Source organism: Catenulispora sp. GAS73, assembly GCF_041262085.1.
Taxonomy (GTDB): Bacteria; Actinomycetota; Actinomycetes; order Streptomycetales; family Catenulisporaceae; genus Catenulispora.
This window is the reverse complement of sequence record NZ_JBGCCM010000015.1, coordinates 51980-77475: the sequence shown is the minus strand read 5'-3', so window position 1 is coordinate 77475 and position 25496 is coordinate 51980. Positions and strand designations below refer to the sequence as shown.

Genomic DNA, 25496 nt, shown 5'->3' with positions numbered 1-25496 from the left:
GGCGTGACCTTCGTGACCGACCGCGCCGGGACGACGGAGCAGGTCACCACACCGAAAGTGGGCCTGTCGACGTCCTCGGTCTACCCCGAGCCCACCCGCTACGCCTTCGACGTGGCCAACCGGCTCGGGTACGACGGCGTGGAGGTCATGGTCTCGATCGACCCGGCGAGCCAGCACCCGGACAAGATCCTGGAGTACGTCGACGAGTACCAGGTCCCGGTGCTGTCGATCCACGCCCCGACCCTGTTCTGGCTGAACCTGAAGCGGGTCTGGGGCTCGGATCCGTGGGAGAAGCTGAAGAAGTCCCGCGAGGCCGCGGAGCGGGTCGGCGCCAAGGTCGTCGTGGTGCACCCGCCGTTCCGCTGGCAGCAGCCCTACGCCGAGGAGTTCGCCGAGGGCATCAGGCGCCTGAATCAGGAGTCGGAGATCCGCTTCGCGGTGGAGAACATGTACCCCTGGCGCGCCTCCACCCCCGACATCTTCGGCCGCCTCCCGCGCATCAAGCTGCCGCGCATGGAACGCGAGGGCGAGGCGTACTTCCCGGGCTGGGACCCCACCGAGACCGGCTACGAGCACTACGTCCTGGACCTGTCGCACACCGCGACCGCCCGCAACGACGCCCTGGCGATGTACGAGCGCATGGGCGACAAGCTCGTCCACCTGCACCTCGCCGACGGCTCCGGGCAGAACAAGGACGAGCACCTGGTCCCCGGCCGCGGCACCCAGCCCTGCCAGGAGGTGCTGGAGCGCATCGCCCGCCGCGGGCTGGCCGGCGCCGTCATCCTTGAGGTGAGTACCCGGCGCGCCGAGAGCGACCTCCAGCGGGAGGAGGACCTGCGGGAGGCCCTGGTCTTCGCCCGCCGAGGGCTGGCGAGGGTGAGGGAAGAGCCTCGCGCCTTGCCCGTCTCGGAGTAGCACAAGCACACAGGGGAGATGCGTTGGCCGAGTCATCGAAGTTCGACACCCTGGCGTCCGTGTACGCCAAGTCCCGCCCGACCTATCCCGACGCGCTCTTTGACGCGCTGCAGGAACTCTCCGGGCGCGCGCTGTCCGGAGCCCGCGTCGCCGACGTCGGCGCCGGGACCGGGATCTCCTCCCGGCAGCTGCACGAGCGCGGCGCGGCGGTGACCGCGGTCGAGCTCTCCGAGCCGATGCTGCGCCAACTGGTCTCCCAGTCCCCGGGCGTCGGCGCGGTGATGGGCAGCGCCAACGCCCTGCCGCTGCGCGAGGCCTCGGTCGACTTCGTGACCTTCGCCCAGGCCTGGCACTGGGTGGACCCGGACCTGGCGGTCCCGGAGGTCCTCAGGGTCCTGAAGCCCGGCGGCGCGCTGGCCTGCTTCTGGAACATGCCGTTGGCCGACGCGCCCTGGCGGCTGGGCTACAACGACCGGATCAGGGAGCTGATCGGCGGCGAGCCCGACTACGGCAACGACAGCACCGCCCTGGACCAGGAGCCGCGGATCGAGCTCGGCGGCCGGTTCGCCGACCTTCCGGTGCACGTGGTCGAGACGGCGTGGTCCCGGACGGTGCCGGTGGAGCACCGGATCACCAACGTCATGTCGCGGTCGTACGTCAGCGACGTGGAGCCGGAGCGCCTGGAGGCGTTCCTGGACCGGGAGCGGGCGTTCCTGCTGAGCCACTTCCCGGACGGGATGGTCGTCGAGGAGTACTCGGCGTGGCTCGGGGTGGTGCGGCGGCCTTAGGCGGCCTTGAGCGGCCCCGGGGTACCCCGCGCGGCTCACCGGCCCGGCCGCGTTCCCCAACTAGTCCTAGGCTTGCCCCACTGGGCTCCACACAGTCGAGGAGGCACCGCGGTGTTGCGTCGGACCTTGCTGGCGGCGGCGGGCAGCGATCGCACCCGCGCCCTGGTCGAGCGCTCCCCGGGCTCGCGCCAGGTGGTGAAGCGCTACGTCGCCGGTCCCGCCACCGACGACGCGGTGGCCGTCGCCGACGCGCTGATCGAGGACGGCCTGCTGGCCACGATGGACCATCTGGGCGAGGACACCACCGACGCCAACCAGGCGATCCTGGTCAAGGAGGCGTACCTGCTGCTGCTGGAGCGGCTGGCGGCGGCCGGGCTGACCCCGCACGCCGAGGTGTCGGTGAAGCTCTCGGCCATCGGCCAGTCGCTGAGCAACGACGGCGAGAAGATAGCCCTCGAACACGCGCACGCCGTCTGCGAGGGCGCGCAGCGGGCCGGCACCACGGTGACCTTCGACGCCGAGGACCACACCACCACCGACTCGACCCTGAAGATCGTCTCCGAGTTGCGGCGCGACTATCCGTGGGCGGGCCTGTGCCTGCAGGCCTACCTGCGGCGCACCGAGGCCGACTGCAAGGACTTCGCCACCGCGGGATCCCGGGTCCGGCTCTGCAAGGGCGCCTACCGCGAGCCGGAGTCGGTCGCCTACCAGGACACGCAGGAAGTCGACCTGTCCTTCGTGCGCTGCATGCGCACCCTGATGGCCGGCGAGGGCTACCCGATGCTGGCCACCCACGACCCGCGCCTGATCGAGATAGGCGGCGCGCTGGCAGTCCGCAACGGCCGCGGCATCGGCAGCTACGAGTTCCAGATGCTCTTCGGCGTCCGGCCGCACGAGCAGAAGCGCCTGGCCTCCGCCGGCGAACGCATGCGGGTGTACGTGCCTTACGGGAGCGAGTGGTACGGCTACCTCATGCGACGATTGGCGGAGCGGCCCGCGAACCTCGGCTTCTTCGCCCGGTCGCTGCTCTCGAAAGACTGAGCCTTTGTGGCGGATGTGAGGAGACCGGACCCCATGACCCAGCGCGTCGCCGTCCTCGGCACCGGAAAGATCGGCGAGGCTCTGGTCTCCGGCCTCCTGCGGGCCGGCAAACGGCCCGGCGAGGTGCTGGTGACGGCCCGCCGCGCGGAACGTGGGGCGGCCCTGCACGCCACATACGGCGTCGAGGCGGTGAGCAACGCCGAGGCGGCCGCGAAGGCAGACACCCTCATCCTGATGGTCAAGCCGCAGGACATGGCCGCTCTCCTGGAGGAACTGGCTCCGCACGTCCCCGCCGGCCGTCTGGTGATCACCGGCGCCGCCGGCATCACCACCCACTTCATCGCCTCGCGCCTGGCCGAGGGCATGCCGGTGGTCCGCGTCATGACCAACACCCCGGTCCTGGTCGACGAGGCCATGTCCGCGATCTCGGCCGGCGCGCACGCCACCGAGGAGCACCTGCTCCGCACCGAGGAGATCTTCTCCCCGGTGGGCAAGACGATCCGGGTGCCGGAGGCCCAGCAGGACGCGGTGACGGCGCTGTCCGGCTCCGGCCCGGCGTACTTCTACTACCTGGTCGAGGCCATGACGGACGCCGGCATCCTGCTCGGGCTGCCCCGCGCCGCCGCCCACGACCTGATCGTGCAGGCCGCGATAGGCGCCGCGGTGATGCTGCGGGACTCCGGCGAGCACCCGGTGAAGCTCCGCGAGGCGGTCACCTCCCCGGCCGGCACCACCATCTCCGCCATCCGCACCATGGAGGACCACGGCGTGCGCGCGGCGATGATCGCCGCGCTGGAGGCCGCCCGGGACCGGTCGCGGGAACTGGCTTCGGGGCAGTGATGCAGCGCCGGCGGTGAGTCGTTCCGTCCTACCAGCAGAAGGGGAGGACGGACGATGCGAGATTCTGCTGAAGCGGAGTACAAGCGATACGTCACGGCGCGTTCCCACGCGCTGTGGCACACCGCGTTCCTGATGTGCGGCGACGCGCACCAGGCCGAGGACGTGGTGCAGACGGCTTTGCTGAAGCTGTACGTGGCCTGGCACCGGGTCGAGCGTGCCAAGAACCGCGACGCGTACGTGCGCCGCGTCCTGGTGCGCTGCGTCATCGACGAGAAACGCCGCGGCTGGCGCCGTGAGCACGTGATGGCGGCGGTGCCGGAATCGGGGGCGGGCGAGGGCCCGGACATCGGGGAGCGGGACGCCGCTCTTCAAGCCCTGGCGCTTCTGGCGCCGCGCCAACGGGCCACGCTGGTCCTCCGGTTCTGGGAGGACCTTTCCATCGAGCAGACCGCTGAGCTGCTCGGCTGCTCACCCGGCACCGTCCGTTCGCAGACCGCGCGAGGGCTGGCCACCCTGCGCGCGATCCTCCTCGACCAGCAGGCGACGGCCTCGGGCCGCGTGGAGAAGGAGCGGTGATGACAGGGTTCGATGATCGAGATGACTACGGGGCCGGGGAGAACGGTGCCGAGGCCCGCGAGGTGTTCGCGCGTACTGTGACCGGGGCCGGGGAACGGCCGCGGCTGGGTTTCACGGCCGAGGACCTGGTGCTCGGCGGTCGGCGGCGGGTGCGGCGCCGGCGGGTGGGCGCGGCTTTGGCGGGTACCGCCTCGGTCGCGGCGGTGGCCGTGGCCGCGACGGCGATCGGCGTCGGCCGTGCGGCGTCACCCGGCTCGGAGTCGAGCCCCGCGGCGCGGGACGCGAAACTCGCGAACGCGGCCATCGGCAAGATCTACGACGAACTCGACCCCTGGGGGAACCACCTCGATGCCGGCGGCAAGAAGCGCGATGTGGACTACTTCCTGCAGTCCGGTGGCGGCCAGTGCGACGCCGCGGCACACGTTCTGGACGCCTACGGCTTCGAGGAAGCCTGGACCGCGGACGGCAAGGGCGGCGGCCCGCGCAACGGCAGCGACACGTCGCCGTGGGTGCACGTCACGGTACTCATAGCGGCATCCAGCGGACAGGTCGGGCAGTTCCTGCCGGGCGCGGGCTGGGGGCCGGTCTCCAAGGAGACGATGGCCGACGACGGTTCGGTGGTCCAGACGGCCTCGGCCGCCGGGGGGCATGAGGTGAAGGCGGTCCGGACGTTCATCGACCAGCGTCAGGTCGTCGTGATGGCCGAAGACGAATCGGTCGTGACGCCTCCTGCCGGGGCGCCGGCGGCCAAGCCGACGGAACCGTTCCCCTTCACCGCGGACAAGCTCGGCGCAGTCGTCGCCGGACTGTCGCAGCCACTGCCCTTCGCCGACGGTTATCGGCCCCAGGGGCCCTGCGGCGCGGGAGGCCGGTGACGCATCTGACAGCGGCTCGCGGGGGCGTGGGGCGCGGGCCGCGGTTAGTGTGCTGAGCATGGATGATCTCGGTCTGCCATCGGTGTTCCGGGTGGGGGAGTTCGCGGCGTGGGCGGTGTCCGCCGCGCACACGCAGGCGGCGGCGTTCTTCGCGACGCGCAACGGCCTGCCGGCGGCGCCGCGGGTGCGGGTCGGCGTGCGGGAGGCGGCGATCGCCTTCCGGAGCGAGCGGTATCTGCGCGTGGACGGCGAGGCTGCGTTCGAGTGGGCCCCGCTGTCCGGGGACTACGAGGCGGCCGACGGCTGGGTGCGGCTGCACTGCAACTTCGAGCACCACGCCGAGATCGCGTGCCGGGTGCTGGGGGTGCCGCAGGAGCGCGCGGCGGTCGAGGCCGCGGTCCGGCGACGCAGGCGATTCGAGTTGGAGGACGCGATCGCCGAGGCCGGCGGAGTCGCGGCGGCGATGCGCACGCGCGAGGAGTGGCTGGCGCATCCGCACAGCGCGGCGGTGGGCGGGCGGCCGGTGGTCGCGATGGGGGCTTTGGGGGAGCTGGGCGGGGGCGGGGTTTTCGGTGCTGAGGTGGGGCGGTTCGGGGGCGGGGATGGCGCTGGGGCGGTGAGTGCGGCCGGCGCGGCTGGCGAGTCGGTTGGCGGTTCGGCTGCTGGTTCGAGTGCTGGTTCGGTTGGCGAGTTGGCTGCGGGTTCGGGTTCGGGTGCTGAGCTGGTCGGCGAGCCGGTTGGCGGCTCGGCTGGCGAGCTGGCTCCCGGCTCGGCCACCCGGCCGCTGTCCGGCATCCGTGTCCTCGACCTGACCCGGATCATCGCCGGTCCGAACGCCGGGCGCGTTCTGGCCGGCTACGGCGCCGACGTCACCATGATCCGTTCGCCGCTGCTGCCCACCATCCGCGGCCTCGACCTGGATCTGAACGTGGGCAAGGCGTTGCGGTTCCTCGACCTGCGCAGCGATGCGGGCCGGGCGGCGTTTCTGGACCTCGTCCGGGAGGCCGACATCGTGCTGCAGTCCTATCGGCCCGGCGCGTTGGCGGGGCTGGGCCTCGGCCCCGCCGACCTGGCCGCCGTCAAGCCGAACCTGGTCCACGTCTCCATCTCCGCCTATGGCTCCGACGGTCCGTGGGGCGGCCGGCGCGGCTTCGATTCGCTGGTGCAGATGGCGGTCGGGATCGCGGAGGAAGGGATGCGCGCGGCGGGTTCCGGGCGTCCCGTGCCGCTGCCCGCGCAGGTGCTGGACCACGGCGCCGGCTGGCTCGCGGCGGCCGGGGCGATCGAGGCGCTTCGGCGGGGCGGCGGGCTGGCGGTCGATGTGAGCCTGGCCGGGGTGGGGCACGCGCTGGACGCGTTCGGCCGCCTCGATCCGGCTGTCGGGCTGGCGGTCGCCGACCCGACGCTGTCAGACGTCGACGATCTTCTGCTGCGCGGTCCGAGCGCCGCCGGGACCCTGACGCGGGTGCGTTTCCCCGGCAGCGTGGCGGGTGCGGCGCTCGGCTGGTCGGGGCCGCCGCCGCATGCGTGACGCGGGCTGATCGGCGGCCGATCGGCGGCTGACCGGTGCTTGGCCGAAGCCTGATCGTCGGCCGGTCTGCGGCCCGGCGCCGTTTCGAAACTTCGTCCGTCGCTCACCGCGTGTTCACCCAGCGGGGTCAGGCCTCTGGCTAGCGTCCCCGGCATGACCGATCGGATGCCCGTCGACCGTCGTACCGCTCTGCTCGCCGCCGGCACCGCCGGCGTCGCGCTCGCCGCCACGCCGCTGGTGGCCTCGCCGGCCGCCGCCGCGGAGGCCCCGTCCGCCCCGGCTCTCGCACCTTCCGCACCGTCCGCTCCGGCCCAGGGCGCCTCGCCGCTCCTGCTCACGACCCCCGGCGCGCTCGGCGCCCCGCCGGTCGACGGCCTGCACCTGACCTTCGGCGCGGATCCGGCGCGCGAGATGTACGCGTCGTGGACCACCACGGCGTCGGTGCGCCGGCCGCGCGTGCGCTTCGGCACCGTCGACGGCGGCCACGGCGACACCGTCCAGGCCGAGACCCGCACCTACACCGACGGCGCCTCCGGCCGCGAGGTGTACGTGCACCACGCGCACATCAGCGGCCTGCGTCCGGACTCGACGTACATCTACAGCGCCCTGCACGACGGCGTCCTGCCGGACTCGGCCGCCTTCCGCACCGCGCCCTCCGGCCGCAAGCCGTTCACCTTCACCAGCTTCGGCGACCAGGCCACCCCCGGCACGACCTGGGCCCCGGCCACCGGCGGCGGCTTCAGCTCGGCCCCGGCGACCCTCGCCACCCCGGCGGCGTCCGACATCGTGGCCGGCGTCGAGCAGGTCGCGCCGCTGTTCCACCTCCTCAACGGCGACCTGTGCTACGCCAACATCAACCCGGACCGCCTGCGCACCTGGGACTCGTTCTTCCAGAACAACACCCGCTCGGCCCGCTTCCGCCCCTGGATGCCGGCCGCCGGCAACCACGAGAACGAGAAGGGCAACGGCCCGCTGGGCTTCTCGTCCTTCCAGACCCGCTTCGCCCTCCCGCCCAACGGCGAGGACGCGGAGTTCGCAGGCCTCTGGTACGCCTTCACCGTCGGCGCGGTCCGCTTCGTGGTCCTGCAGAACGACGACGTGGCGCTCCAGGACGGCGGCGACACCTACGTCAGCGGCTACAGCGCCGGCCGCCAGCGTGCCTGGCTGGAGCGCACGCTGAAGGCCGCGCGCCGCAACGAGGGCATCGACTGGATCGTGGTCTGCATGCACCAGGTGATGATCTCCAGCTCCGACGCCAACGGCGCCGACATCGGCATCCGCGAGCAGTGGGGCCCACTGTTCGACAAGTACGAGGTCGACCTGGTCGTCTGCGGCCACGAGCACGACTACGAGCGCTCCCACCCGGTCCGCGGCGTGGTCTCCGGCAGCCAGACCCTGACCCCCAACCCGGTGGCGACGGACACCAGCCACATCGACACGTCCAAGGGCACCGTGCACATGGTCCTCGGCGGCGGCGGCACCTCCAGCCCCAGCAACCAGAAGTTCTTCGCGGGCAGCAAGGCGAAGATCCTGATGGGCGTCGGAGCCGTGGGCGCGAACGGTAAGAAGACCCCGACGTACGTCTTCGAGGACGCACCCTGGATTGGCGTCCGCGACGAGCAGCACCCGTACGGCTTCGCCGCGTTCGACGTGGACCCGGGCACCTGCCCGGGCGGCGAGACGCGGATCCACGTGACGTACTACGTGGTGGGGCAGCCGGACGGGAAGATCGCGGCGTTGGAGACCTTCACGTTGAGCCGGCAGCGGAGCGACGGCTGAGGCGGCGTTAGCGCGCGATCAGCTCGATGTCGGGGCGGGCTTGGAAGGGTGTCAGGTCCGCCCACGGCATGTGCAGCAGTTCGAGCTTTTTGAGCTGGGGGAGCGTCGCGAGGACCGAGAGGTCGTGCTCGGGGACGGTGTCGAGGATGAGGTGGCGGAGCTTCGGGAGGGTGCGGAGCTCCGAGAGCTCGACCTCGGTGTCGCCGAGTTCGAGGACTTCGAGGTTCGGCAGGACGTGGATGCCGCTGTAGGGCATGTAGCTGAGGTGCAGCTCAACCAGGTGCGGCAGGGATGTCAGGGCATCGAAATCGATGCCGATGACGTTGTTGAGTGTGAGGCTGCGCAGACCGGGCCAGGCCGCGAGGTCATCGATCCGGATACCCGGGCAACCCGACAACTCCAGGCGGTCCAGCTGCGGTACTTCGGCGAGAGGTGCGAGTCCGCAGTCTGGAACGTCGGTGAAATGCAGGCCGCGGAGGGTGGGGAAGGCAGCCAGTTCGCGAGCGCCCAGATCGGCGATGCCGGAAAGTATGAGTTCGGCGTCGGGTGGGAGGAACTCCGGCTTGAGTCGACGGTCGCCGTCCAGGGTGATCGCGGTCAACTAAGACTCCGCAGGCCATCAAGTTCGGTCAGCGGTGTGAGGTCCATGGCGCGGCACGAGAAGATGTCCAACTCCTTCAGCGTCGGCAGGGTGGACAGGCGCGTGACGTCCATCGTGAGTGGGGCGCCCAACTCCAGTCTGGTGACGCCCGGGAAGCGGTCGAACTGAGGCAGTTGCAACACTTGGTAGTGCCACAGGCGGAGAGCCCGGACCTGCCGCCGCGAACGTCTCTTTCGTCGTGAAGAACTCAATGATGTGCTCACAGACGACCCCGACCAACTCGTCCAGCACCGCGACCCACGCGTCGCCGACAACCGGTGCGGTCCCGGGCGTCGCCGCACGCATCAGCTCGGCCAAGGCCTCGGGCTCGCCGTGCACCGCCAACACTGTGGCCATGGTGACTCGGCTGTCCGGCAGGCGCTCAACCAGAACCCCGACCCCGACGACCAGCGCGTCGACATCCTCCCGCGGGATCTCCAACCGCTGCGGCTTCGCCTTCCCCGGCAGCGTGAACCGCTGCCCCGACACCCGCTCCAAGATCGCGCGCGCGATGCGCTCCGCGTCCCCGACCTCGATCGTCTGCTGCCGGCGCTCCAGCCCGGGAACCCGCCGGGTCCGCACCCGCTTCTCCACCGACCCCGCGCCCGGCCGGGGCCCGGTCAGCGCCGCCTTGCCGACGATGCTCCCCGCCTTGCGCAGCCCGTTCTTGAGCGCCGCGATCTCGGCGCCGGTGAACACCATGAAGCCCCCCAAGCCGTAGCCCGAATACCTCAGGCTACTGACTTGGGGGGCTTCGCGGACGGCTTGGGCGACTACTTCCCGTTCTCGATCTGCACGCGCTCGATCACCTGCGGCTTGGCCGCCTCCTTGCCGGTCTCCTCGCTGAGGCCCTTCTTCACCGAGTCCAGGATCGCCAGGCCCTGGCCGACCAGGCCGGCGGCGATCTCGGACAGGCCGTCGGCGCCGTTCAGGACGTTGATGTTCGCGCCGTTCAGGCCGCCGGCGGCCTTCTCGACGATCAGCGGGAGCTGGTCGATGATCATGCGGTCCAGGGCCACGCGGTCGTAGCTGGCGGCGGCTTCGGCCTGGACGCGCATGCGCTCGGCCTCGGCGGCGGCGGTGATGCGGACCCGCTCGGCCTCGGCTTCGGCGGGCTTCACCACTTCGGCGACCAGTTCCTGCTGGCGCAGTTCGGCGTTGCGCTGGGCCAGTTCGGTCTGGGCCATCAGCACCTCCTGCTGGGCCTTGGCCTGGGACAGCGGGCCGGCCTGGGCCGCTATGGCCTGGGCCTGGTCGACTTCGGCCTTGTACTGGGCCTGCACGATCGCGGTGTGGCGGGCGTACTCCGCCTTGTTGCGCTCGGCCTCCTGCTGGGCCTCGACCGAGGCCTGGGTGGCCTGGGCCTGGGCGATCTGGGCCTGGCGCTGGATGGCGGCCTTGTGCGGGGCGGCCATGGCGTCGATGTAGCCGGTCTTCATGTCGTCGATCGACATGATCTGCAGCGAGTCCACGGTCAGGCCGATCTTGGCCATCTCCGACTTGGAGGTGTCCAGGACCTCCTCGGCCAGCTTCTGGCGCTCGGTGACGATCTCCTCGACCGTCATCGAGCCGATGATGGAGCGTAGGTGGCCGGCGAAGATGCGGGCGGTCAGCGTCGACATCTGGTTCTGGTCGGACAGGAAGCGCTGGCCGGCGTTGACGATGCTCTCGGTGTCGTTGCCGACCTTGAAGGCGATGACCGCGGTCACCGTCAGGGCGATGCCCTGCTTGGTCACGCAGGTCTCGGAGACCTCCGCCTCCTGCATGGACAGCGTCAGGAACCGGGTCTTGCGGAACACCGGGAGGATGAACTTGCCGTGGCCGGTGACGACCCGGAACGGGGCGCCGCCCTGCCCCCGGCGGCCGCCGGAGATGAGCATCGCCTGGTCAGGGGCGGGCACTCTGTAGCCGAACATGGTGGTCAGCCTTCTTCCCGTGAGCTGAGATGGATGTTCACAGCCTGTCCAGTTCGTCCAGCGGGTCCTCGGCGTCCGGGAAGGCGATCACGTCGACGGCGCGCGCCCCGCGGGACTCCACGACCAGGATCCGGGTGCCCTTCGCCAGCGGCTGCTCCGACCAGGCCAGGAACGCCTCGCTGCCGCCTCGCACCTTCACCACCGCCTCGCCGGGCCCCCGTTGGCCGCGAGTACCGACGTGCAATACGCCCACGCATCCGATCACCGCGTCGTCTGGCACTTTCCGCACGTTACACCCGTGCCCGCACCTGGACCACGCAACCCCTTCCCATCGAAGATCACGTCGCCTACGCTGCGGGCATGCCGCAGGTAGAGCCGGGCGTTTTGACCCGGAACCGGATAGCGACCTTCGTCTTCTTCGGGGTGCAGGGCTTCGCGTTCTCGCTGCTCACCTCGAAAGTGTCGGTCATCCAGAAGCAGCTGCACGTCTCCGACGGCACGCTGTCCATCCTGCTCGCCCTGGTCCCGATCCTGGCCGGGGTCGGCTCGGTGCTGGCCGGCCTGGCGATGCGCTGGACCACCTCGGCCGCCGTCCTGCGGATCGCCGAGCCGACCGTGATCGGCGTACTGGTGATAGTCCCGCATACGAGGAACCTCTACCAGGCGATGCCGATCCTGATGCTCTTCGGCCTGGCCGTCGGCGCCGCCGACGCCACGATGAACATGCAGGCCTGCGGACTGGAGCGGCGCTACGGCCGGTCGATCATCCTGGCGTTCTTCGGCGTCTGGGCGGCCGGCGCCATCGTCGGCTCGGCCTGGGGTGCCCTGGGCTCGGCCGCGGGCTGGCACCTGAGCCTGACCTACCTGGTCGCCGCCGTCGTCGGCGTCGCCGCGACCCTCTACGCCGGCCCGATGCTGCTGAAGAACCTGCGCGACGAGACCATCATCAAGGACGCCGACGGCAAGCTGCCGCACATCCCCTGGCGCCCGATGATCCTGCTCTGCGTGGTCATGACCCTCGCCTACATCGGCGAGTCCAGCGTCACCGCCGCCGGCAGCGATTACCTGACCAAGGGCCTGAAGTCCTCCGACACCTTCGGCGGCCTCGTCGTCGGCGCCTACACCGTGGGCCAGGTGCTCGGCCGGTTCCGCGGCGACCTGGCGATCCAGCGGTTCGGCAATGTGAAGGTGGTGCGCGCCGGTGCCGTGGTGTGCGCGGCCGGGTTCGCGATCGTGGTCGGCGCCTCGGGCCCCTACATGGCGCTCGCCGGCTTCCTCATCGCCGGCTTCGGCCTGTCCCCGCTGGTGCCGGTGGCGTTCACCGCCGCCTACGCGAACGACCCGACCGGGTCCGGCGTCGCCGTCGCACGCATCAACGTCTTCAACTACCTGGGCTTCCTGCTCGGCGCGCCACTGGTGACCGGCCTGTGGGGCGCGGGCGTCAGCCACCGGGAGGGCATGGCCGTCCCGATGGTGATGATCGCCGTCATCGTCCTGCTCGCCTACGCTTTCGACCCGAGGCGCGCGCCGGTGCACACCGGCGGACTCCAGACCCCGGCCGTGGGCGGCGCGGAAACGGTACCTACATTGGGGACGTGACCAAACGCGGCACGGTAATAGCGGGGTTAGTTCTCAGTTCTCTACTCGTCGCCGGATTGAGCGCCTGCGGCAGCGGCGGTCCCTCCGGGATCGCCAAGGCGCCGGTGGCGTACGGACAAGTCACGCAGGTCGTCGAGGCGCCGGCGAGCGTGACGCCGAAGTCGCAGATCACGGTGGACGCCACGGCCGCCGGCTCCATAGCGCAGCTGATGGTCTCCGACGGCCAGCACGTGAAGGCCGGCCAGACCCTCCTGCGGATCGACTCGCCGGACGCCCAGGCGCAGTTGGCCGCGGCCAAGGCGGCGGACGCGCAGGCCGCGTCCCAAGGCAAGAACTCCTCAGGCGGCACCAGTGTCCTGGACTTCTCCCAGTCGGAGTCCCAAGCCGACGCCAACGCCCAGAAGGCCTTCGACGCCGCGCAGGCGACAGCGAACCAGATCGCGGATCCGTCGATCAAGGCATCGATCCTGGAGCAGATCACCAGCGCGCGCACGCAATACGCCACAGCGTCCTCGGACGTACGGACCACTATCGCGAACTTCAACAACGGACTCGCCTCTGCGTCGGACGTCCTCGGTTCGCTCAGTGATGCGCAGCGGACGCAGACACAGGCCGCGGTCGCTATAGCCCAGAAGACAGTCGACTCCCTCACTATTAAGTCCTCTATATCCGGGGACGTCTCCCTGCGCAGCGGAGTAGGCGGGGCAACCGCTTCGGGAGTGGACGTCTCCTCACTGTTGTCGCAACTCGGCGGGAGCCTTGGTTCGCTGGCCGGCGCCGCAGGGGGCAGTCTCGGATCGGCCGCATCAGGGGGCAGCGGAGGCACCGGCTCAGGGGCCGACACGGTGATCTCGCAGGGCTCCCCTGTGGACTCCGGAGCGCCGCTGCTCGTCGTCACCGACTCCTCGACGCTGACCGTGACCGCCCAGATCGACGAGACCTCCATCCTCCAGGTCTCTCCGGGCATCACCGCGGACGTGCAGCTGGACGCCGTCCCCGACGGCGACTACCCGGCGACCGTCATCTCCATCGACAGCCAGGGCCAGGCCTCCAGCCGGGGCGGCGTCACCTACCGGGTCCGGCTCTCCCTCGGCGCGGGCACGCTCGGCGACGGCTCCGCGGCCCCGGTCCCGCGTCCCGGGATGAGCGCGGTCGCGGACCTCAAGGTGGCGAACAAACCGCACGTCCTCGCGGTGCCCTCGGCGGCGATCGTGCACGACGGCAACCAGGACACCGTGTGGCTGGTGACCTCGGGCGTCGCGCACCGGCACGTGGTCCGGCTCGGCGCGCAGGGCGACACCGCCGTGGAGGTCTCAGCGGGTCTGAACGCCGGGGACCTGATCGTGACCTCGGGGGCCGACAAGGTCCACGACGGGCAGAAGCTCTAGCGATGGCTGAAATAGAAGCCGTCGGGGTCACCCGCTCGTACCGCATGGAGGGCGTTTCTGTAGACGCCCTGCGCGGTGTCTCCCTGACCATCGAAGAGGGCGACTACGCGGCCATCATCGGCCCGTCCGGCTCCGGGAAGTCCACGCTGATGCACCTGCTCGGCTGCCTGGACCGGCCGACCTCGGGCACGCTCCTGGTCCGGGGTCGCGACGTCAGCTCCCTGGACGACAGCGAGCTCGCCGAACTCAGGAATCAGACGATCGGATTCGTCTTCCAGTCGTTCCAACTCCTGGCGCGTACTACGGCTCTGGAGAACGTCGCCCTGCCGCTCGTCTATAGGGGAGTACGCAGAGCCGAACGCAGAAGGCGCGCGGCAGAGGCGCTAGAGGCGGTGAACCTCGGGCATCGCGTCGGACACAAGCCGACGCAGATGTCCGGTGGAGAACAGCAGCGCGTCGCTATAGCGCGGGCGCTAGTAGGGGAGCCCGCGGTGCTTCTGGCGGACGAACCCACAGGGAACCTCGACACCGTCAACGGCGACGAGGTGATGGCGATCCTCGAACGGCTCAACAAGGAGCGCGGAGTCGCCGTCGTCCTGGTGACCCACGAGGCCGACATCGCGGCGCGCGCCCGGCGGATCATCCGCGTGCGGGACGGCCTCATCGAAGAAGCACCGGAGCTGCTGTGAGAGTCAGCGAATCCTTCCGCGTCGCCTTCGACGCGCTGCGCGCGAACCGCCTGCGCTCCCTGCTGACCATGCTCGGAGTAGTGATCGGCGTGGCCGCGGTGGTCGTGCTGGTCGCGATCGGCGGCGGCGCGAAGCAACTGGTCACCTCCGAGGTCGAGGGCCTGGGCTCGAACATCGTGTTCGTCGCGCCCGGCAAGTTCCAGCTCGGCACCACCCCGGCCATCTCCCGGCTCCAGCTCTCCGACGCCGACTACTTGAACCGGGTGCTCGGCCGGCCCGACGCCGTCGCCGTCTCCCTGGCCTCGGCCGAGAACCTGCGCGCCGGGACCAACACGTTCTACGCGACGGTGCAGGGGACCACGGCGAACGTCGTCGACGTCTTCGACCGGCCGGTCGCCGAGGGCCGCTACGTCTCCAAGGCCGACATCGCCACCGCGCGCCGGGTGATCGTCCTGGGCCCGGACGCCGCGAACGCGCTGTTCCCCGGCGCCGACCCGATCGGCCGGCAGGTGGACATGGGCGGTGTCGAGTTCCGGGTGATCGGGCTGTTCCAGGCCAAGGGCGGCGCCTTCGGCCTGAGCCCGGACACCGAGGTGCACATCCCGGTCACCGCCGCGCAGCGGCTGTTCGGCATGCAGACCATCTCCGGCTTCGCCACCAAGGCCGACAGCCCCGGCGACGTGGACTCCACCGGCGCCAAGATGGTCGCCGCGCTGAAGCAGAAGTACCGGGGCGACGAGTTCACCGCGGTGTCCCAGACCCAGATCCTGGGCACCATCGGCAAGATCCTCTCGCTGCTCACCCTGGTGCTCGCCGCGATCGCCGGCATCTCGCTGCTGGTCGGCGGGGTCGGGGTGTCCAACATCATGCTGGTCTCGGTGCGCGAGCGGACCAAGGAGATCGGGCTGCGCAAGGCGCTCGGCGCTCGCCAGCGCGACATCCTGGCGCAGTTCCTGCTGGAGGCCGTGATGCTGACGAGCATCGGCGGCGTCATCGGGATCGGGCTGGGGGTCGGCGCCTCCTTCATCCTGTCGTCCTTCACGCCGCTGCCCGCGGTCCTGGCGTGGTGGTCGATCGTGCTCGCGTTCGGGGTCTCGGCCGCGGTGGGGGTGTTCTTCGGCGTGATGCCCGCGCGACGGGCCGGAAAGCTCGATCCGGTGGTGGCTCTGCGGACCGAATAGGTGTCGGGTACATGTGATGTAGGCACAAGGAGCAGCGCTGGTATGCATACGCGGGTTACCTTCTCCTCATGACCGCCGCACCCACTCGCGACGAACTCCGCGACCACCTGCTGACGCACCGCATCGCGGGCGCCGTGGCCACGCCGCGTGAGGACAACCTCCGGAAGTACGCGATGTTCGCCGAGCGGGACCCCTATCACCTGTTCGGGCTGGAGCCCGAGCGCGTGTGGACGCAGGGGGACGTCGTGAAGCTGATGGCCGACCGCGCCGGGGTGTCGGCGGACCCGAAGTACCGGTCCGGGCAGGACCACATCGACGTCGACCTCACCCTCGACGCCCTGGACCGGTTCGCCGACCGGCTCGGGCAGGCGCGCGAGCTCCGCCAGCGCGTCCTGCTCGCCACCGGGCATCCCAGCACCCTGCTGGCCGTGCACCTGGCGTTCGCCGCCGGGCTGCGCGAGGCCGGGTGCGAGGTGATAGAGGCCGGCGCCGGGTGGTCGTATCAGGCCTCGGCGCAGGTCGGGCGCAAGCGCAGGTCGATCGCCTACTTCGGCGGGGTGGGGGTGACCGCCGAGGGCGGTTCCCTGGTGCACACGCACTCCGCGCGTCCCATCCGCGCCGCGCTGGCCTCGCTGGCCGGCGACGGCGAGCCGCTGCCGGACCTGGTGGTCGCCGACCACGGGTGGTGCGGCGGCGCGGGGCAGGCCGGGATCGACGCGATCGGGTTCGCCGACTCCAACGACCCGGCGCTGTTCGTCGGCGAGGCCGAGGGCGTGGTGCAGGTGGCGGTGCCGCTGGACGACGGGATCGCGCCGCGGCACTACACGCCGATGTCACGGTACGTACTCGCGCGGGCCGGGCTCGCCGGCGCGACGGGCTGGTACGGGGCGTAGCGCTGCGGTATCGCCGGCTCAGCGTATTGAGCAAGGCTGGGCTCGGGCTGTGCTCGGCGTGTGCTCGGGCTGTGCTCGCGCCCGCCGCGCCAGGGCGGAGCCGGCCGGCGCGTGTGCGGCGCGCCCCAGCGGGTAAGCGGGCGACCCCAGGTGTAACAGTCCGCAAATCACACGAATGCCGCATCCTCTTCCCCATATGTATCATCCACCCCTATCCTCATAACATGGCTTCTGAGATATCCGACATGCACGGGAGCGCTCGCACGGGCGGCGACGCCGCGCGGCTCTCCGAGGTCAAGTTCCTCACGGTCGCCGAAGTCGCCCAGGTCATGCGGGTGTCCAAGATGACCGTGTACCGCCTGGTACACAGCGGGGAACTGCCCGCGGTCCGCGTGGGCCGCTCCTTCCGGGTCCCCGAACAAGCCGTGCAGGAGTACCTGCGCGACGCCTACGTGGCGGAGACCCTTTAGCCTCCCGAAACCTTCCACCCGGCGGCTCGCGAGGGCGACCGGTCGCGGCTCGCCGCGGTCCGGCCGGACCCGGCGCCGACGGGCGTTTGGTGGCGGGGCCGGACGACCAGGTACTCTTGGCCAGTCGCGAATCCCGTCAGAAGTGAGCGAGGGCACCCGAGTGGGCTCAGTCATCAAGAAGCGCCGTAAGCGTATGGCCAAGAAGAAGCACCGCAAGCTGCTCAAGAAGACGCGTATCCAGCGTCGTAACAAGAAGAAGTAGCCGGCGCGTCGGGGGGTTGGCCGCGGCATGACCGGTGCGGGTCGGACTCGGACGGACGGCAGGACGTCCGGCAGCCGCCGCGTGCTCGTGATCGGTGCGGACGGCCGGCTGGGCCTGTCCGTCGTCGAAGCCCTGCGTGAGACCGGACGCGTCCGGTTCGTCGCCGGGGCCGACGGGGCCGACGCCTCCGGCTCCCCCGCGATCGCCCGCCTCATCGCGGACACGGACCCCGACACGGTGGTCCACCTGGGCCTGGAGCCCCGGCCCTCGCGTGCCGGCGGCCGGGCGGCGATGAAGGAACGCAACGTCATCGGGACCATGCAACTGCTGGCCGCCGCCTCCAAGGCGCCCGGGCTCAAGCGGCTGGTCGTCAAGTCCAGCGGCGCGGTCTACGGCTGCGCGCCCCGGGACCCGGCCCTGTTCGCCGAGGACACGCCCCCGCACCGGCCGCCGACGTCCGGCTACGGCAAGGACGTGGCGGAGGCCGAGGGGTACGTCCGCGGGTTCGCCAGGCGCCGCCCCGACGTGGCGGTGTCCGTGTTGCGCTTCGCGCCGTTCGCCGGTCCCGGCGTGGGCTCCCCGCTGCTGGACTACCTCACCCTGCCCGTGGTGCCCACGGTGCTGGGCTACGACCCGCGCCTGCAGTTCGTGCACATCGACGACGCGGTGCGGGCCCTGGTGCTGGCCACGCTGGGCGGCCACCCGGGCACCTACAACGTGGCCGGCGACGGCGCCATGCCGCTGTCCCAGATCACCCGCCGCCTGGGCCGCCCGACGTTCCCGGTGCTGTCCTTCGGCGCCGGCTTCTTCGGCAGCCTGATCCGCCGGGCCGGGATCGTCGACTTCACCCCCGACCAGGTGGCCATGGTGCGCTATGGCCGGGTCCTGGACACCGCGCGGGTGCGGGCCCGCCTGGGCTGGGAGCCGGGGCACACCACGGCCGAGGCGCTGCGGGCGCACGCCGAGGCGGTCGGGCTCAAGCCGATCGTGCCCGGCTGGACGAAGGGGTACTGAGGTGGCGGACGAAGCCCGAGTGGCGGACGGGACCGAAGCGGCGGAAGCGGCGGACGAGGCCACGGCGGCGGAGGAGACCGAGGCCGACGGCGAGACCAAAGCTGCGGACGAGACCGACGCCGACACCGACGCCAAGGCCGAGGACGAGGACGAGCCCGAGCGCGCCCCGCAGGCCGCTTCGCGCGGTGGCTGGGAGGACAAGGCCGCCGGCGCCCTGGCCTTCCTGCGCCGCCGGATCACCGGCGAGTACGAGGTCGACGAGTTCGGCTTCGACCCGGACCTCAATGACAACGTCCTGATGGGCGTCCTGCGCCCGCTCTACGACAAGTACTTCCGCGTCGAGGTCTCCGGCATCGAGAACGTCCCGGCCGAGGGCGGCGCCCTGATAGTGGCCAACCACTCCGGCACGGTCCCGGTGGACGCGCTGATGACGCAGGTGGCGCTCCTGGACCACCACCCGGCCGGCCGCCACCTGCGCATGCTGGCCGCCGACCTGGTCTTCACGCTGCCGTTCGTCGGCGAGCTGTCCCGCAAGATGGGCCACACCCTGGCCTGCAACCCCGACGCCGAGCGCCTGCTGCGCGGCGGCGAGGTCGTGGCGGTGTTCCCCGAGGGCTTCAAGGGCGTCGGCAAGCCCTTCTCCCAGCGCTACCGGCTCCAGCGCTTCGGCCGCGGCGGCTTCGTCTCCGCCGCGCTGCGCACCGGCGTCCCGATCATCCCGGTCTCCATCGTCGGCGCCGAGGAGATCTATCCCAAGATCGCCGACCTGAAGCCGCTGGCGCGCCTGATCGGGCTGCCGTACTTCCCGATCACCCCGACCTTCCCGCTGCTCGGCCCGCTCGGCCTGGTCCCGCTGCCCACGAAGTGGCACATCGCCTTCGGCGAGCCGATCCCCACCAGCGGCTACGACCCGGGCGCGGCCGACGACCCGATGCTCGTCTTCGACCTGACCGACCAGGTGCGGGAGACGATTCAGGACACGTTGTACCGGCTGCTTCTGCAGCGGCGGTCTGTGTTCTTCTAAATCGGCGTTCTTCTAAATCGGTGTCCACCCACCCCTCCGGCGCGGCGCGAAGGCTCTCTCAGAGAGCCTTCTGCGCCATTGCCCGAGTGCGGAATATGGCCATTCTCCGGCTATCCCGCCAATCCGTCGTCATCGGGGTTTTCGGCCCCCGCGTGTGAGCACAGCCACACCTCTTCCCTCCGCGTGTCCCTATCAGATGACGTGGTTTCCCCTCAGGGAAAAGCCGAGGATAGTCGGCGTCGCGCCTGCGGAGGGGGGAGTCCGGGGGGAGCTGCGGGCGCGGCCGGGGGGACACGGGGGATACGGGGACTCGGGATCCGTGGGGGATGCCGGGGGGGTACACGGGGTCACGGGGGCACAATTTGTGCTCGTCGGACGCGCCATTCCTCAGGCCGAGCTTTGCCTACGGGCCGGGCTCGGCTAGTTTGCGGGGAATGGCGCGCGACGAAGACGGCTGCAGGTTCTGGGATCTCCTCGACGCTATGGCAGCCGAGGAGATCCGGGCACGGACCGTCTACCAGGTGTTCCGGACCGGTGACTCGCTGACCGGCGAGGGGGAGGACACGCACCGCGTGTTCTTCATCCAGTCCGGGTGGGTTTCGGTGATCCAGCACAGCACCGTCGGAGCCACCCGGATCCTCGCGGTCCGCGGCCCCGGGGACGTGGTGGGGGAGCTGGCCAGCCTGTCCGAGCGGCCGCGCAGCGCCACCGTCAGAGCCCGCAGCACCGTCGAGGCGCGCGGGATGAGCGGGGAGGCCTTCATCGACCTCGCCGAGCGCACCCCCTCCATCGCCCGGGCGCTCTTCCGCGTCCTCGCAGACCGGCTCCACGACGCCGACCGGCATCGCACCCAGCTGCACGGCTCCGTGGCCCTCGGCGCGGTCGCCGACAAGCTCCTGGAGATCCACTCCTACGCCGGCAGCGGTCTGGACCGGCCGGTGTTCACCCAGGAGGAGATAGCTTGCTGGGCCGGCGTCAGCGTGCCGGCCCTCGCGCGCTCGCTGCGCACGCTCCGGGAAGCCGGCGTCATCCGCAGCGCCCGGCAGCGCATCATCGTGCTCGACGAAAAAGCGCTGGGCGTGGTCGCACAAAACGGTCGAGTCGCTGACTGATAACTATCCAGCAACGCTCAGCGGGCATCCGCGGCGACGTCCGCCTCTCATACCCCTCGGCCACAGTTCGCAGCGCGTACTTGTGACTTCGTGAAACGGCATGTGCGGGTCCTGGGAAGCCCGAGTTTGTCAGTGCCGACCGATAGCTTTATTTCCGAACGGATCCGTTTCCGCACTAGTGAAAACACGGGTGCGGAGATCTTGCGCATCGGAGTATCTTGCGATACATGTCGGGGGGCACGGAGGGTCGTCATCAAGGGCCTGTTCTCATGAATCCGTCGCTGGAACCGCGTAGTCGCGCTGGTAGGACGCCGCGCAGCTTCCACGGGCGGTATGCGCAACCGATCAGCCACCAACCACTTCCCCAAGCCGTCACCAATCTCCCCACCCACCGGTCGATCGTCGTCGTGGACGTGGTCTCGTTCACGCGGCCGGACAGGGACAACGTCGATCAGTTGGCTATTCGCGCCGCGCTTTACGACACGCTGCGCGACGCATTCGAGGATTCCGGAATCCCGTGGCGGCAGACCGTCCGGGAGGACCGCGGCGACGGCGTGCTCATCTTCGTCTCCGCCGAGGTCTCCAAGGTCCTGCTGCTCGGCCCGATGCCGGCGCGGCTGGCCGAGTTGCTGGAGCGCGGCAACACCGGGCGCAGCACGCGCCAGCGGTTCCGGCTGCGCGTGGCGGTGCACGCCGGAGAGGTGCACCACGACGCGCACGGCTACGCCGGGTACGACGTCAACCTGGCCTTCCGCCTGGTCGACGCCCGGCCGCTGCGCGAGGCGATGGAGCACAGCGCGGCGGCCGTGGGGCTGGTCGTGTCCGAGGGCGTGCACGACGGAGTGCTGCGCCACGGCTACGGCGGCCTGGACGCCGCGGCCTTCGAGCGGGTCCGGGTGCAGGTGAAGTCCGCCGACGTGCCCGGCTGGATCCAGTTGTTCGCCGGCGGTGCGGTGCTGCCGGTGCCGCGCCAGGTGGCGCGGTCGGTGCCGGGGATGGAGCCGGACGAGGAGAACGGGCTCGGGGACGGTCTCGGGAACGGGCTCGGGAACGGAGGCGGACTCGGGAGCGGGATCGGACGCGGCGATGAGGGACCGGTGGCGGTCCTGCTCGCCGACGAGGCCTCGCTGCTGGACGAGCTGGCCGGGCTCGGGGTGCGCACCGTGGTCCTGGTCGGCGGGGCGGCCGGACTGGCGGCGGGGCTTGCCCCGATAGTTCGACAGCCGATATATATCGACCATGAGTTCATCGAGTAGCCGGACGGAGCAGACGTTCCAGATCCTCACCGCGCTCGTCGACGGACCCCTGCACGGCTACGGGATCATCCAGGAAGTGGGCCGCTTGTCGGACGGCCGGACCAGGTTGCGCGTGGGCACGCTCTACGGCGCCCTGGACCGGCTGTCCGGCGAGGGCCTGCTGGTCCTGGACCGCGAGGAGACGGTCTCCGGGCGCCTGCGGCGCTACTACCGCCTCACCGACGCCGGTGCGCAGGTGCTCGCCGAGGACGCGGAGCGGATCGCCCGGCAGGCTGCGGTGGCGCTCGAACGGCTGAAGAAGCGGGGGGCGCCCCGTGCGTCCCTGGGAGGGACGGCATGAGCGGCGAGCAGGAAGACCAGAGCGAACACGGCGAAGGGCTGGAGCGGCGCTATAGAAGGCTTCTGTGCATACTGCCGAAGCGCTATAGGGAGGCGCGCGCAGAGGAACTCCTCAGCGTGCTGATGGAGACCTCCGCGCAGGGGCGCCGGTGGCCGGAGGTCCGGGAGACGTTGAGCCTGGCGCGGCTCGGCATGCGGGTCCGAATGGGAGGCGAGTCGGGCGGGGTCCTCGTGGACACCCGGGCCGGCGCGATGGCGCGAGCCGTGGGGATCGCCGGGAGCATGCTGCTGGCGTTCATCGGCGCCATCTCGCTGGCCCAGCTGATGGGGAACCTGATGCGGCCCCCCGGCCTGGTGGTCTGGACGTATTGGCACCCCTTCGCATGGAAGATCGCTGACGGGCACCCCTACAACCTCGCCCTGGAAAGAACCATCTGGCGCTCGGCGGTCCCGGCGGGCTGGCTGCTCGTCCTGGCGCTGCTCGCCCTCGGCTGGTGGCAGGTGGCCCGGGTTTCGGCTCTCGCGCTGTTCCTGGTGTCGGCCTACCTGACCGTCGACACTGTGACGATCCTGCGCGAGGAGACGGTGCTGGCCGGCGTCGTTACCGCCGCGCTGTTCGCGGTCCGCGGCGTCCACGCCAGGCCGGCGCGGTTGGCGGGTTCCGTCGCCTTCGCGGCCGTGCTCGGCAGCGCCTACTGGGCGTTCAAGCTGCATTCCGGACCTGAGCTCAAGGCCGTCATGGCACTACAGGCCTGGGGCGCCACCGACGACACCCACGCGCTGGCCATGGCCGCGGCTGCGGTGGTCGCCGTGGGCGTCGTGGCCCGCCGCTCGGTGGTGTGGCCGGTGGCGCTCGCGGTGGTCGCGGTCGCGGCGCTCGGACCGGTTCTGGTGCGGGCCGCGGTGCACCCGGACTACGAAGGCTCCAACCTGGTGCCGTTGTCGTTCCTCGCCGCCGCGCTGGTCCTGGTCGCGGGTGTGGCCGTGGTCAGGGATCGGCTCGCCGCGCGGCGCGGGCGGCCGCCGGTTCCGATCGGCTGACCGTCGCGGAAGAACGGGGGGCCGGAGGGGCCGGGTGCGATGCGCGCCCGGCCCCTCCGGCACAGTCCTCGCCGAACCCCCGAAATCAATCGTCTAGTTCGGGTTCGGGTCCGTGTTCGGCGGCCCGCCGGTCGTCGGCCCGGTGGCCGGTGCCGTGTTCCCGAGCGTGATCCCGATCGGCGGGAGCCCGCTGATCAGCGGCGGCACCGTGACCGTGGTGTCGGTGGAGCCGATCGGGACCTGCAGGTGCACGCTTGACGGGTCGCTGGACGGGGTGCCGCTCGGCGCGGTGGTGGGGCCGCCGGGGTCGGTGCCGGTCGGGCCGCCGGAGCTCGGGGTGTGCGGGCCCGGCGCGGCGTGCGAGGACGACGGCGTGCCGGTCGGCGTCGGGGTGGCCGGCAGGCTCCCGCGGCGCGAGGTGGTGTCCGCGCTGGTCGGGTGCTGCTCGGCCGCGCGCTGCTTGTCCAGGTTCGCCTTCGCGACCGCCAGCCGGGAGTGCAGCCCGTCCATCAGCGCCACCAGGCGGCGCGCCTCGTCCTGGGTGTCCGGGGCCAGCAGGGTCTCCAGGTCCTGGACCTGCGGCTCGTAGGTGTCCAGGAAGCTCTGCAGGTTGGCCAGCGCCTCGGCGTTGCCGGACTCGGCCAGCGGCGCGAGCAGTTGGCCGGCGCTGTCCACGTCCTTGTACAGGTTGTCCGTGGTCTCGGCGATGAGCTTGCTGGTGTCGGAGCCGTCCACGTTCGAGTCGTGCCGACCCAGCAGCTTGTGGATCTCCTCCAGGCGGGTCTTGGCCTGCCCGAGGTACTGCTCGCCGCGCTCCAGGTCGGACCCGGAGACCGAGACCCGCATGTTCTCCAGGCTGCGCTTGACGCCGTAGAGCGGGTCGCCCGGCAGCGCGCTGGACGCCGCCCATGCCACCCCGCCGAGGCCCCCGGACAGCACACCGACCGCGACCCCGCCGCCGATCAGCCGCCGCCGCCACGGCCCCCGGCCCCGGGCCAGCACGTCGCCGTCGCCCGGACCGCCGTCCACGTCCGCGTTGAACAGCACCAGGAAGTCACGGTGCAGACGGGCTCCGAGCTGCTCCCGGAACTCCGGCCGCGGCGTCGGGGCGTGGAACCGGCCCTCGTCGATGACGCTCTCGACCACCCGCAGCATCGCCGTGAGCTCCGGGTCGCCCTTCTGCGGCGGGATCAACGTGGCGACACCCGAGCCGCCGTCCCGCGAGCCGTCGAGGCCGTCGAGCAGCCTGGCGAACTGCTCGGCCCGCTGGCGCTCGCCGAATGCTGCGGCCATGTGTCTTCCTTCCTGTCCCGTACGCAGGGAAGCCCCACCCGTCGCCCACCGCCGCCCAGCCGTCAGGTGACGATGCTCGCCGCAGTGTTAGACACCGACAGACGACAAAGGTTGTGCCCCCGGCTTCCACCGGCATGTCTTTCGGCCCCTCATTCACCCTTCAGGGTGAGTTGTTGGACCGCTACCGGGAAAACGACGGTCCCAGTTTGGGGGTTACGGCGTGTCCCGCATACGGGTGGTCCGCGTTTAGGAGTATTAGAGGCTCTAGAGGGCTTCTGCCGGCAGCAATCGCGCAAGCGTACGAACAGCGCGGTACTGGAGCGTCTTGATCGCGCCCTCGTTTTTCCCCATGATGTCGGCCGTTTCCGCCACCGACAGCCCCTGCAGGAAACGCAGCGTGACGCACTCGCGCTGCTGGTCGTTGAGCCGGTGGACGGCGTCCAGCAGAGCCTCGTTCGACAGGTGCTCCAGGACCGAGTCCTCCGGGGACGCCTCGACCTCGTTGGAGTCGAGCATCTCGCCGGTGGAGACCTCCATGCGGTGCCGGCTGGACTTGAAGTGGTCGGCGACCAGGTTGCGGGCGATGGTCACCAGCCAGGCCCCGAAGTCCCGGCCCTGCCAGCTGAAGGTGGTGATGCGGCGCAGCGCGCGGACGAAGGTCTCGCTGGTCAGGTCTTCGGCCAGGGCCCGGGTGGAGACGCGGTAGTAGATGTACCGGAAGACGGTGTCGCAGTAGATGCGGTAGAGCTCGCCGAAGGCGTCGGCGCTGCCCTCCTGCGCCTGGTGGACCAGGTGCACCATGGCCTCGGACTCGCCGTCGCCGGCGACCGGGCCGCCGGGGCGGTCCGCGGCGCCGGAACCGGATCCGCCGCCGTGGCGGGCTCCGCCGGCGCGGGTGCCGGCCGCGTGCGCGCCGCGCCCGCCGCCGCCCTCTCCGGCCACGACCCGGATCGCCTCGCGCAGCATGAGCAGGCCGCGCTCCTGGCGGTCCAGCAGGGGTGCCGGCACCGGCATCGGCACATGCGTGGACAGCA

At 71.0% G+C, this 25496-nt stretch carries 28 protein-coding genes; 22 read left to right on the top strand and 6 right to left on the bottom strand.

Translation table 11 applies throughout. The annotated features are described in order from the left end of the window. Positions 1-3 precede the first annotated feature (3 nt). The 8 genes from ABH935_RS23045 to ABH935_RS23010 all read left to right on the top strand — a co-directional run bounded on the left by ABH935_RS23045 (position 4) and on the right by ABH935_RS23010 (position 8345). Positions 4-915 carry a sugar phosphate isomerase/epimerase family protein gene (locus ABH935_RS23045; RefSeq protein ID WP_370379992.1) on the top strand — a complete coding sequence of 304 codons (912 nt, stop codon included), beginning with the start codon at positions 4-6 and terminating at the stop codon, positions 913-915. A gap of 23 nt (positions 916-938) precedes the next feature. Further along, complete coding sequence (locus tag ABH935_RS23040) at positions 939-1703, top strand: class I SAM-dependent methyltransferase (RefSeq protein WP_370379991.1); 765 nt, start codon at positions 939-941, stop codon at positions 1701-1703. Positions 1704-1814: 111 nt separating this feature from the next. Then, positions 1815-2744: a proline dehydrogenase family protein gene (locus ABH935_RS23035; protein WP_370379990.1), complete on the top strand. Its 930-nt coding sequence runs from the start codon at positions 1815-1817 to the stop codon at positions 2742-2744. A 33-nt stretch (positions 2745-2777) separates the two neighbouring features. Further along, entirely contained in the window at positions 2778-3584 is an 807-nt protein-coding gene (proC, locus tag ABH935_RS23030; protein ID WP_370379989.1) for a pyrroline-5-carboxylate reductase, read from the top strand. A 54-nt stretch (positions 3585-3638) separates the two neighbouring features. Then, positions 3639-4160 carry a SigE family RNA polymerase sigma factor gene (locus tag ABH935_RS23025; RefSeq protein ID WP_370379988.1) on the top strand — a complete coding sequence of 174 codons (522 nt, stop codon included), beginning with the start codon at positions 3639-3641 and terminating at the stop codon, positions 4158-4160. Then, the gene (locus tag ABH935_RS23020; RefSeq protein ID WP_370379987.1) at positions 4160-5035 is read left to right on the top strand and encodes a hypothetical protein; all 876 of its coding nucleotides are present in this window, start codon (positions 4160-4162) and stop codon (positions 5033-5035) included. Before ABH935_RS23025 ends, ABH935_RS23020 begins: the two co-directional genes overlap by 1 nt. Before the next feature lie 58 nt (positions 5036-5093). Continuing rightward, positions 5094-6566: a CoA transferase gene (locus ABH935_RS23015; RefSeq protein ID WP_370379986.1), complete on the top strand. Its 1473-nt coding sequence runs from the start codon at positions 5094-5096 to the stop codon at positions 6564-6566. Positions 6567-6719: 153 nt separating this feature from the next. After that, the gene (locus ABH935_RS23010) at positions 6720-8345 is read left to right on the top strand and encodes a purple acid phosphatase family protein (RefSeq protein ID WP_370379985.1); all 1626 of its coding nucleotides are present in this window, start codon (positions 6720-6722) and stop codon (positions 8343-8345) included. Between the two features lie 7 nt (positions 8346-8352). On the opposite strand, the gene ABH935_RS23005 is transcribed toward ABH935_RS23010, so the two are convergent. After that, the gene (locus ABH935_RS23005) at positions 8353-8946 is read right to left on the bottom strand and encodes a hypothetical protein (RefSeq protein ID WP_370379984.1); all 594 of its coding nucleotides are present in this window, start codon (positions 8944-8946) and stop codon (positions 8353-8355) included. Next, entirely contained in the window at positions 8943-9125 is a 183-nt protein-coding gene (locus tag ABH935_RS23000; RefSeq protein ID WP_370379983.1) for a hypothetical protein, read from the bottom strand. The genes ABH935_RS23005 and ABH935_RS23000 overlap by 4 nt, the downstream gene beginning before the upstream one ends. A 59-nt stretch (positions 9126-9184) precedes the next feature. Here ABH935_RS23000 and ABH935_RS22995 point away from each other — a divergent pair, with 59 nt between their 5' ends. Beyond that, complete coding sequence (locus tag ABH935_RS22995) at positions 9185-9706, top strand: hypothetical protein (RefSeq protein WP_370379982.1); 522 nt, start codon at positions 9185-9187, stop codon at positions 9704-9706. 52 nt (positions 9707-9758) lie between these two features. Here ABH935_RS22995 and ABH935_RS22990 read toward each other — a convergent pair whose 3' ends face one another. Further along, positions 9759-10901, bottom strand: a complete 1143-nt coding sequence (locus tag ABH935_RS22990) for an SPFH domain-containing protein (protein WP_370349427.1) — start codon at positions 10899-10901, stop codon at positions 9759-9761. A 37-nt stretch (positions 10902-10938) separates the two neighbouring features. After that, complete coding sequence (locus tag ABH935_RS22985) at positions 10939-11190, bottom strand: hypothetical protein (RefSeq protein WP_370349428.1); 252 nt, start codon at positions 11188-11190, stop codon at positions 10939-10941. Between the two features lie 71 nt (positions 11191-11261). On the opposite strand from ABH935_RS22985, the gene ABH935_RS22980 reads away from it, so the two are divergent. The 13 genes from ABH935_RS22980 to ABH935_RS22920 all read left to right on the top strand — a co-directional run bounded on the left by ABH935_RS22980 (position 11262) and on the right by ABH935_RS22920 (position 23169). After that, positions 11262-12500 (top strand): MFS transporter, encoded by a 1239-nt coding sequence (locus ABH935_RS22980; RefSeq protein ID WP_370379981.1) that lies wholly within the window; start codon positions 11262-11264, stop codon positions 12498-12500. Beyond that, entirely contained in the window at positions 12497-13888 is a 1392-nt protein-coding gene (locus tag ABH935_RS22975; RefSeq protein WP_370379980.1) for an efflux RND transporter periplasmic adaptor subunit, read from the top strand. The genes ABH935_RS22980 and ABH935_RS22975 overlap by 4 nt, the downstream gene beginning before the upstream one ends. 2 nt (positions 13889-13890) lie before the next feature. After that, positions 13891-14577, top strand: a complete 687-nt coding sequence (locus ABH935_RS22970; protein ID WP_370379979.1) for an ABC transporter ATP-binding protein — start codon at positions 13891-13893, stop codon at positions 14575-14577. Then, the gene (locus tag ABH935_RS22965) at positions 14574-15758 is read left to right on the top strand and encodes an ABC transporter permease (RefSeq protein ID WP_370379978.1); all 1185 of its coding nucleotides are present in this window, start codon (positions 14574-14576) and stop codon (positions 15756-15758) included. Before ABH935_RS22970 ends, ABH935_RS22965 begins: the two co-directional genes overlap by 4 nt. A 68-nt stretch (positions 15759-15826) precedes the next feature. Then, positions 15827-16651 carry a phosphatase gene (locus tag ABH935_RS22960; RefSeq protein WP_370379977.1) on the top strand — a complete coding sequence of 275 codons (825 nt, stop codon included), beginning with the start codon at positions 15827-15829 and terminating at the stop codon, positions 16649-16651. Positions 16652-16896: 245 nt separating this feature from the next. Further along, a complete protein-coding gene (locus ABH935_RS22955; RefSeq protein WP_194918946.1) occupies positions 16897-17121 on the top strand; it encodes a helix-turn-helix domain-containing protein in 225 nt (74 codons plus the stop codon). Positions 17122-17281: 160 nt separating this feature from the next. Further along, positions 17282-17383 carry a 30S ribosomal protein bS22 gene (locus ABH935_RS22950; RefSeq protein WP_015796886.1) on the top strand — a complete coding sequence of 34 codons (102 nt, stop codon included), beginning with the start codon at positions 17282-17284 and terminating at the stop codon, positions 17381-17383. Positions 17384-17410: 27 nt separating this feature from the next. Continuing rightward, positions 17411-18397: an NAD-dependent epimerase/dehydratase family protein gene (locus ABH935_RS22945; RefSeq protein ID WP_370379976.1), complete on the top strand. Its 987-nt coding sequence runs from the start codon at positions 17411-17413 to the stop codon at positions 18395-18397. 1 nt (position 18398) lies between these two features. After that, entirely contained in the window at positions 18399-19421 is a 1023-nt protein-coding gene (locus ABH935_RS22940; protein ID WP_370379975.1) for a lysophospholipid acyltransferase family protein, read from the top strand. 434 nt (positions 19422-19855) lie between these two features. Beyond that, complete coding sequence (locus ABH935_RS22935; protein ID WP_370379974.1) at positions 19856-20533, top strand: Crp/Fnr family transcriptional regulator; 678 nt, start codon at positions 19856-19858, stop codon at positions 20531-20533. 407 nt (positions 20534-20940) lie between these two features. Next, positions 20941-21789: a hypothetical protein gene (locus ABH935_RS22930; RefSeq protein ID WP_370379973.1), complete on the top strand. Its 849-nt coding sequence runs from the start codon at positions 20941-20943 to the stop codon at positions 21787-21789. Then, positions 21773-22129, top strand: coding sequence for a PadR family transcriptional regulator (locus ABH935_RS22925; protein ID WP_370379972.1), 357 nt, complete (start codon positions 21773-21775; stop codon positions 22127-22129). Before ABH935_RS22930 ends, ABH935_RS22925 begins: the two co-directional genes overlap by 17 nt. Continuing rightward, positions 22126-23169, top strand: a complete 1044-nt coding sequence (locus tag ABH935_RS22920) for a hypothetical protein (protein ID WP_370379971.1) — start codon at positions 22126-22128, stop codon at positions 23167-23169. The genes ABH935_RS22925 and ABH935_RS22920 overlap by 4 nt, the downstream gene beginning before the upstream one ends. 93 nt (positions 23170-23262) lie before the next feature. Here the strand turns inward: ABH935_RS22920 and ABH935_RS22915 are convergent, their stop codons facing one another. After that, positions 23263-24462 (bottom strand): DUF5667 domain-containing protein, encoded by a 1200-nt coding sequence (locus ABH935_RS22915; RefSeq protein WP_370379970.1) that lies wholly within the window; start codon positions 24460-24462, stop codon positions 23263-23265. A gap of 264 nt (positions 24463-24726) precedes the next feature. Further along, a complete protein-coding gene (locus ABH935_RS22910; RefSeq protein ID WP_370380128.1) occupies positions 24727-25428 on the bottom strand; it encodes an ECF subfamily RNA polymerase sigma factor, BldN family in 702 nt (233 codons plus the stop codon). Positions 25429-25496: the final 68 nt, after the last annotated feature.

Excerpts from the sequence above, each read along its gene's own strand:
- proC (WP_370379989.1), top strand. The coding sequence starts at position 2,778 with ATGACCCAGCGCGTCGCCGTCCTCGGCACCGGAAAGATCGGCGAGGCT.
- ABH935_RS23025 (WP_370379988.1), top strand. The coding sequence starts at position 3,639 with ATGCGAGATTCTGCTGAAGCGGAGTACAAGCGATACGTCACGGCGCGT.
- ABH935_RS23020 (WP_370379987.1), top strand. The coding sequence starts at position 4,160 with ATGACAGGGTTCGATGATCGAGATGACTACGGGGCCGGGGAGAACGGT.
- ABH935_RS23015 (WP_370379986.1), top strand. The coding sequence starts at position 5,094 with ATGGATGATCTCGGTCTGCCATCGGTGTTCCGGGTGGGGGAGTTCGCG.
- ABH935_RS23010 (WP_370379985.1), top strand. The coding sequence starts at position 6,720 with ATGACCGATCGGATGCCCGTCGACCGTCGTACCGCTCTGCTCGCCGCC.
- ABH935_RS22990 (WP_370349427.1), bottom strand. The coding sequence starts at position 10,901 with ATGTTCGGCTACAGAGTGCCCGCCCCTGACCAGGCGATGCTCATCTCC.
- ABH935_RS22980 (WP_370379981.1), top strand. The coding sequence starts at position 11,262 with ATGCCGCAGGTAGAGCCGGGCGTTTTGACCCGGAACCGGATAGCGACC.
- ABH935_RS22970 (WP_370379979.1), top strand. The coding sequence starts at position 13,891 with ATGGCTGAAATAGAAGCCGTCGGGGTCACCCGCTCGTACCGCATGGAG.
- ABH935_RS22960 (WP_370379977.1), top strand. The coding sequence starts at position 15,827 with ATGACCGCCGCACCCACTCGCGACGAACTCCGCGACCACCTGCTGACG.
- ABH935_RS22955 (WP_194918946.1), top strand. The coding sequence starts at position 16,897 with ATGCACGGGAGCGCTCGCACGGGCGGCGACGCCGCGCGGCTCTCCGAG.
- ABH935_RS22945 (WP_370379976.1), top strand. The coding sequence starts at position 17,411 with ATGACCGGTGCGGGTCGGACTCGGACGGACGGCAGGACGTCCGGCAGC.
- ABH935_RS22935 (WP_370379974.1), top strand. The coding sequence starts at position 19,856 with ATGGCGCGCGACGAAGACGGCTGCAGGTTCTGGGATCTCCTCGACGCT.
- ABH935_RS22925 (WP_370379972.1), top strand. The coding sequence starts at position 21,773 with ATGAGTTCATCGAGTAGCCGGACGGAGCAGACGTTCCAGATCCTCACC.
- ABH935_RS22920 (WP_370379971.1), top strand. The coding sequence starts at position 22,126 with ATGAGCGGCGAGCAGGAAGACCAGAGCGAACACGGCGAAGGGCTGGAG.
- ABH935_RS22915 (WP_370379970.1), bottom strand. The coding sequence starts at position 24,462 with ATGGCCGCAGCATTCGGCGAGCGCCAGCGGGCCGAGCAGTTCGCCAGG.
- ABH935_RS22910 (WP_370380128.1), bottom strand. The coding sequence starts at position 25,428 with ATGCTGCGCGAGGCGATCCGGGTCGTGGCCGGAGAGGGCGGCGGCGGG.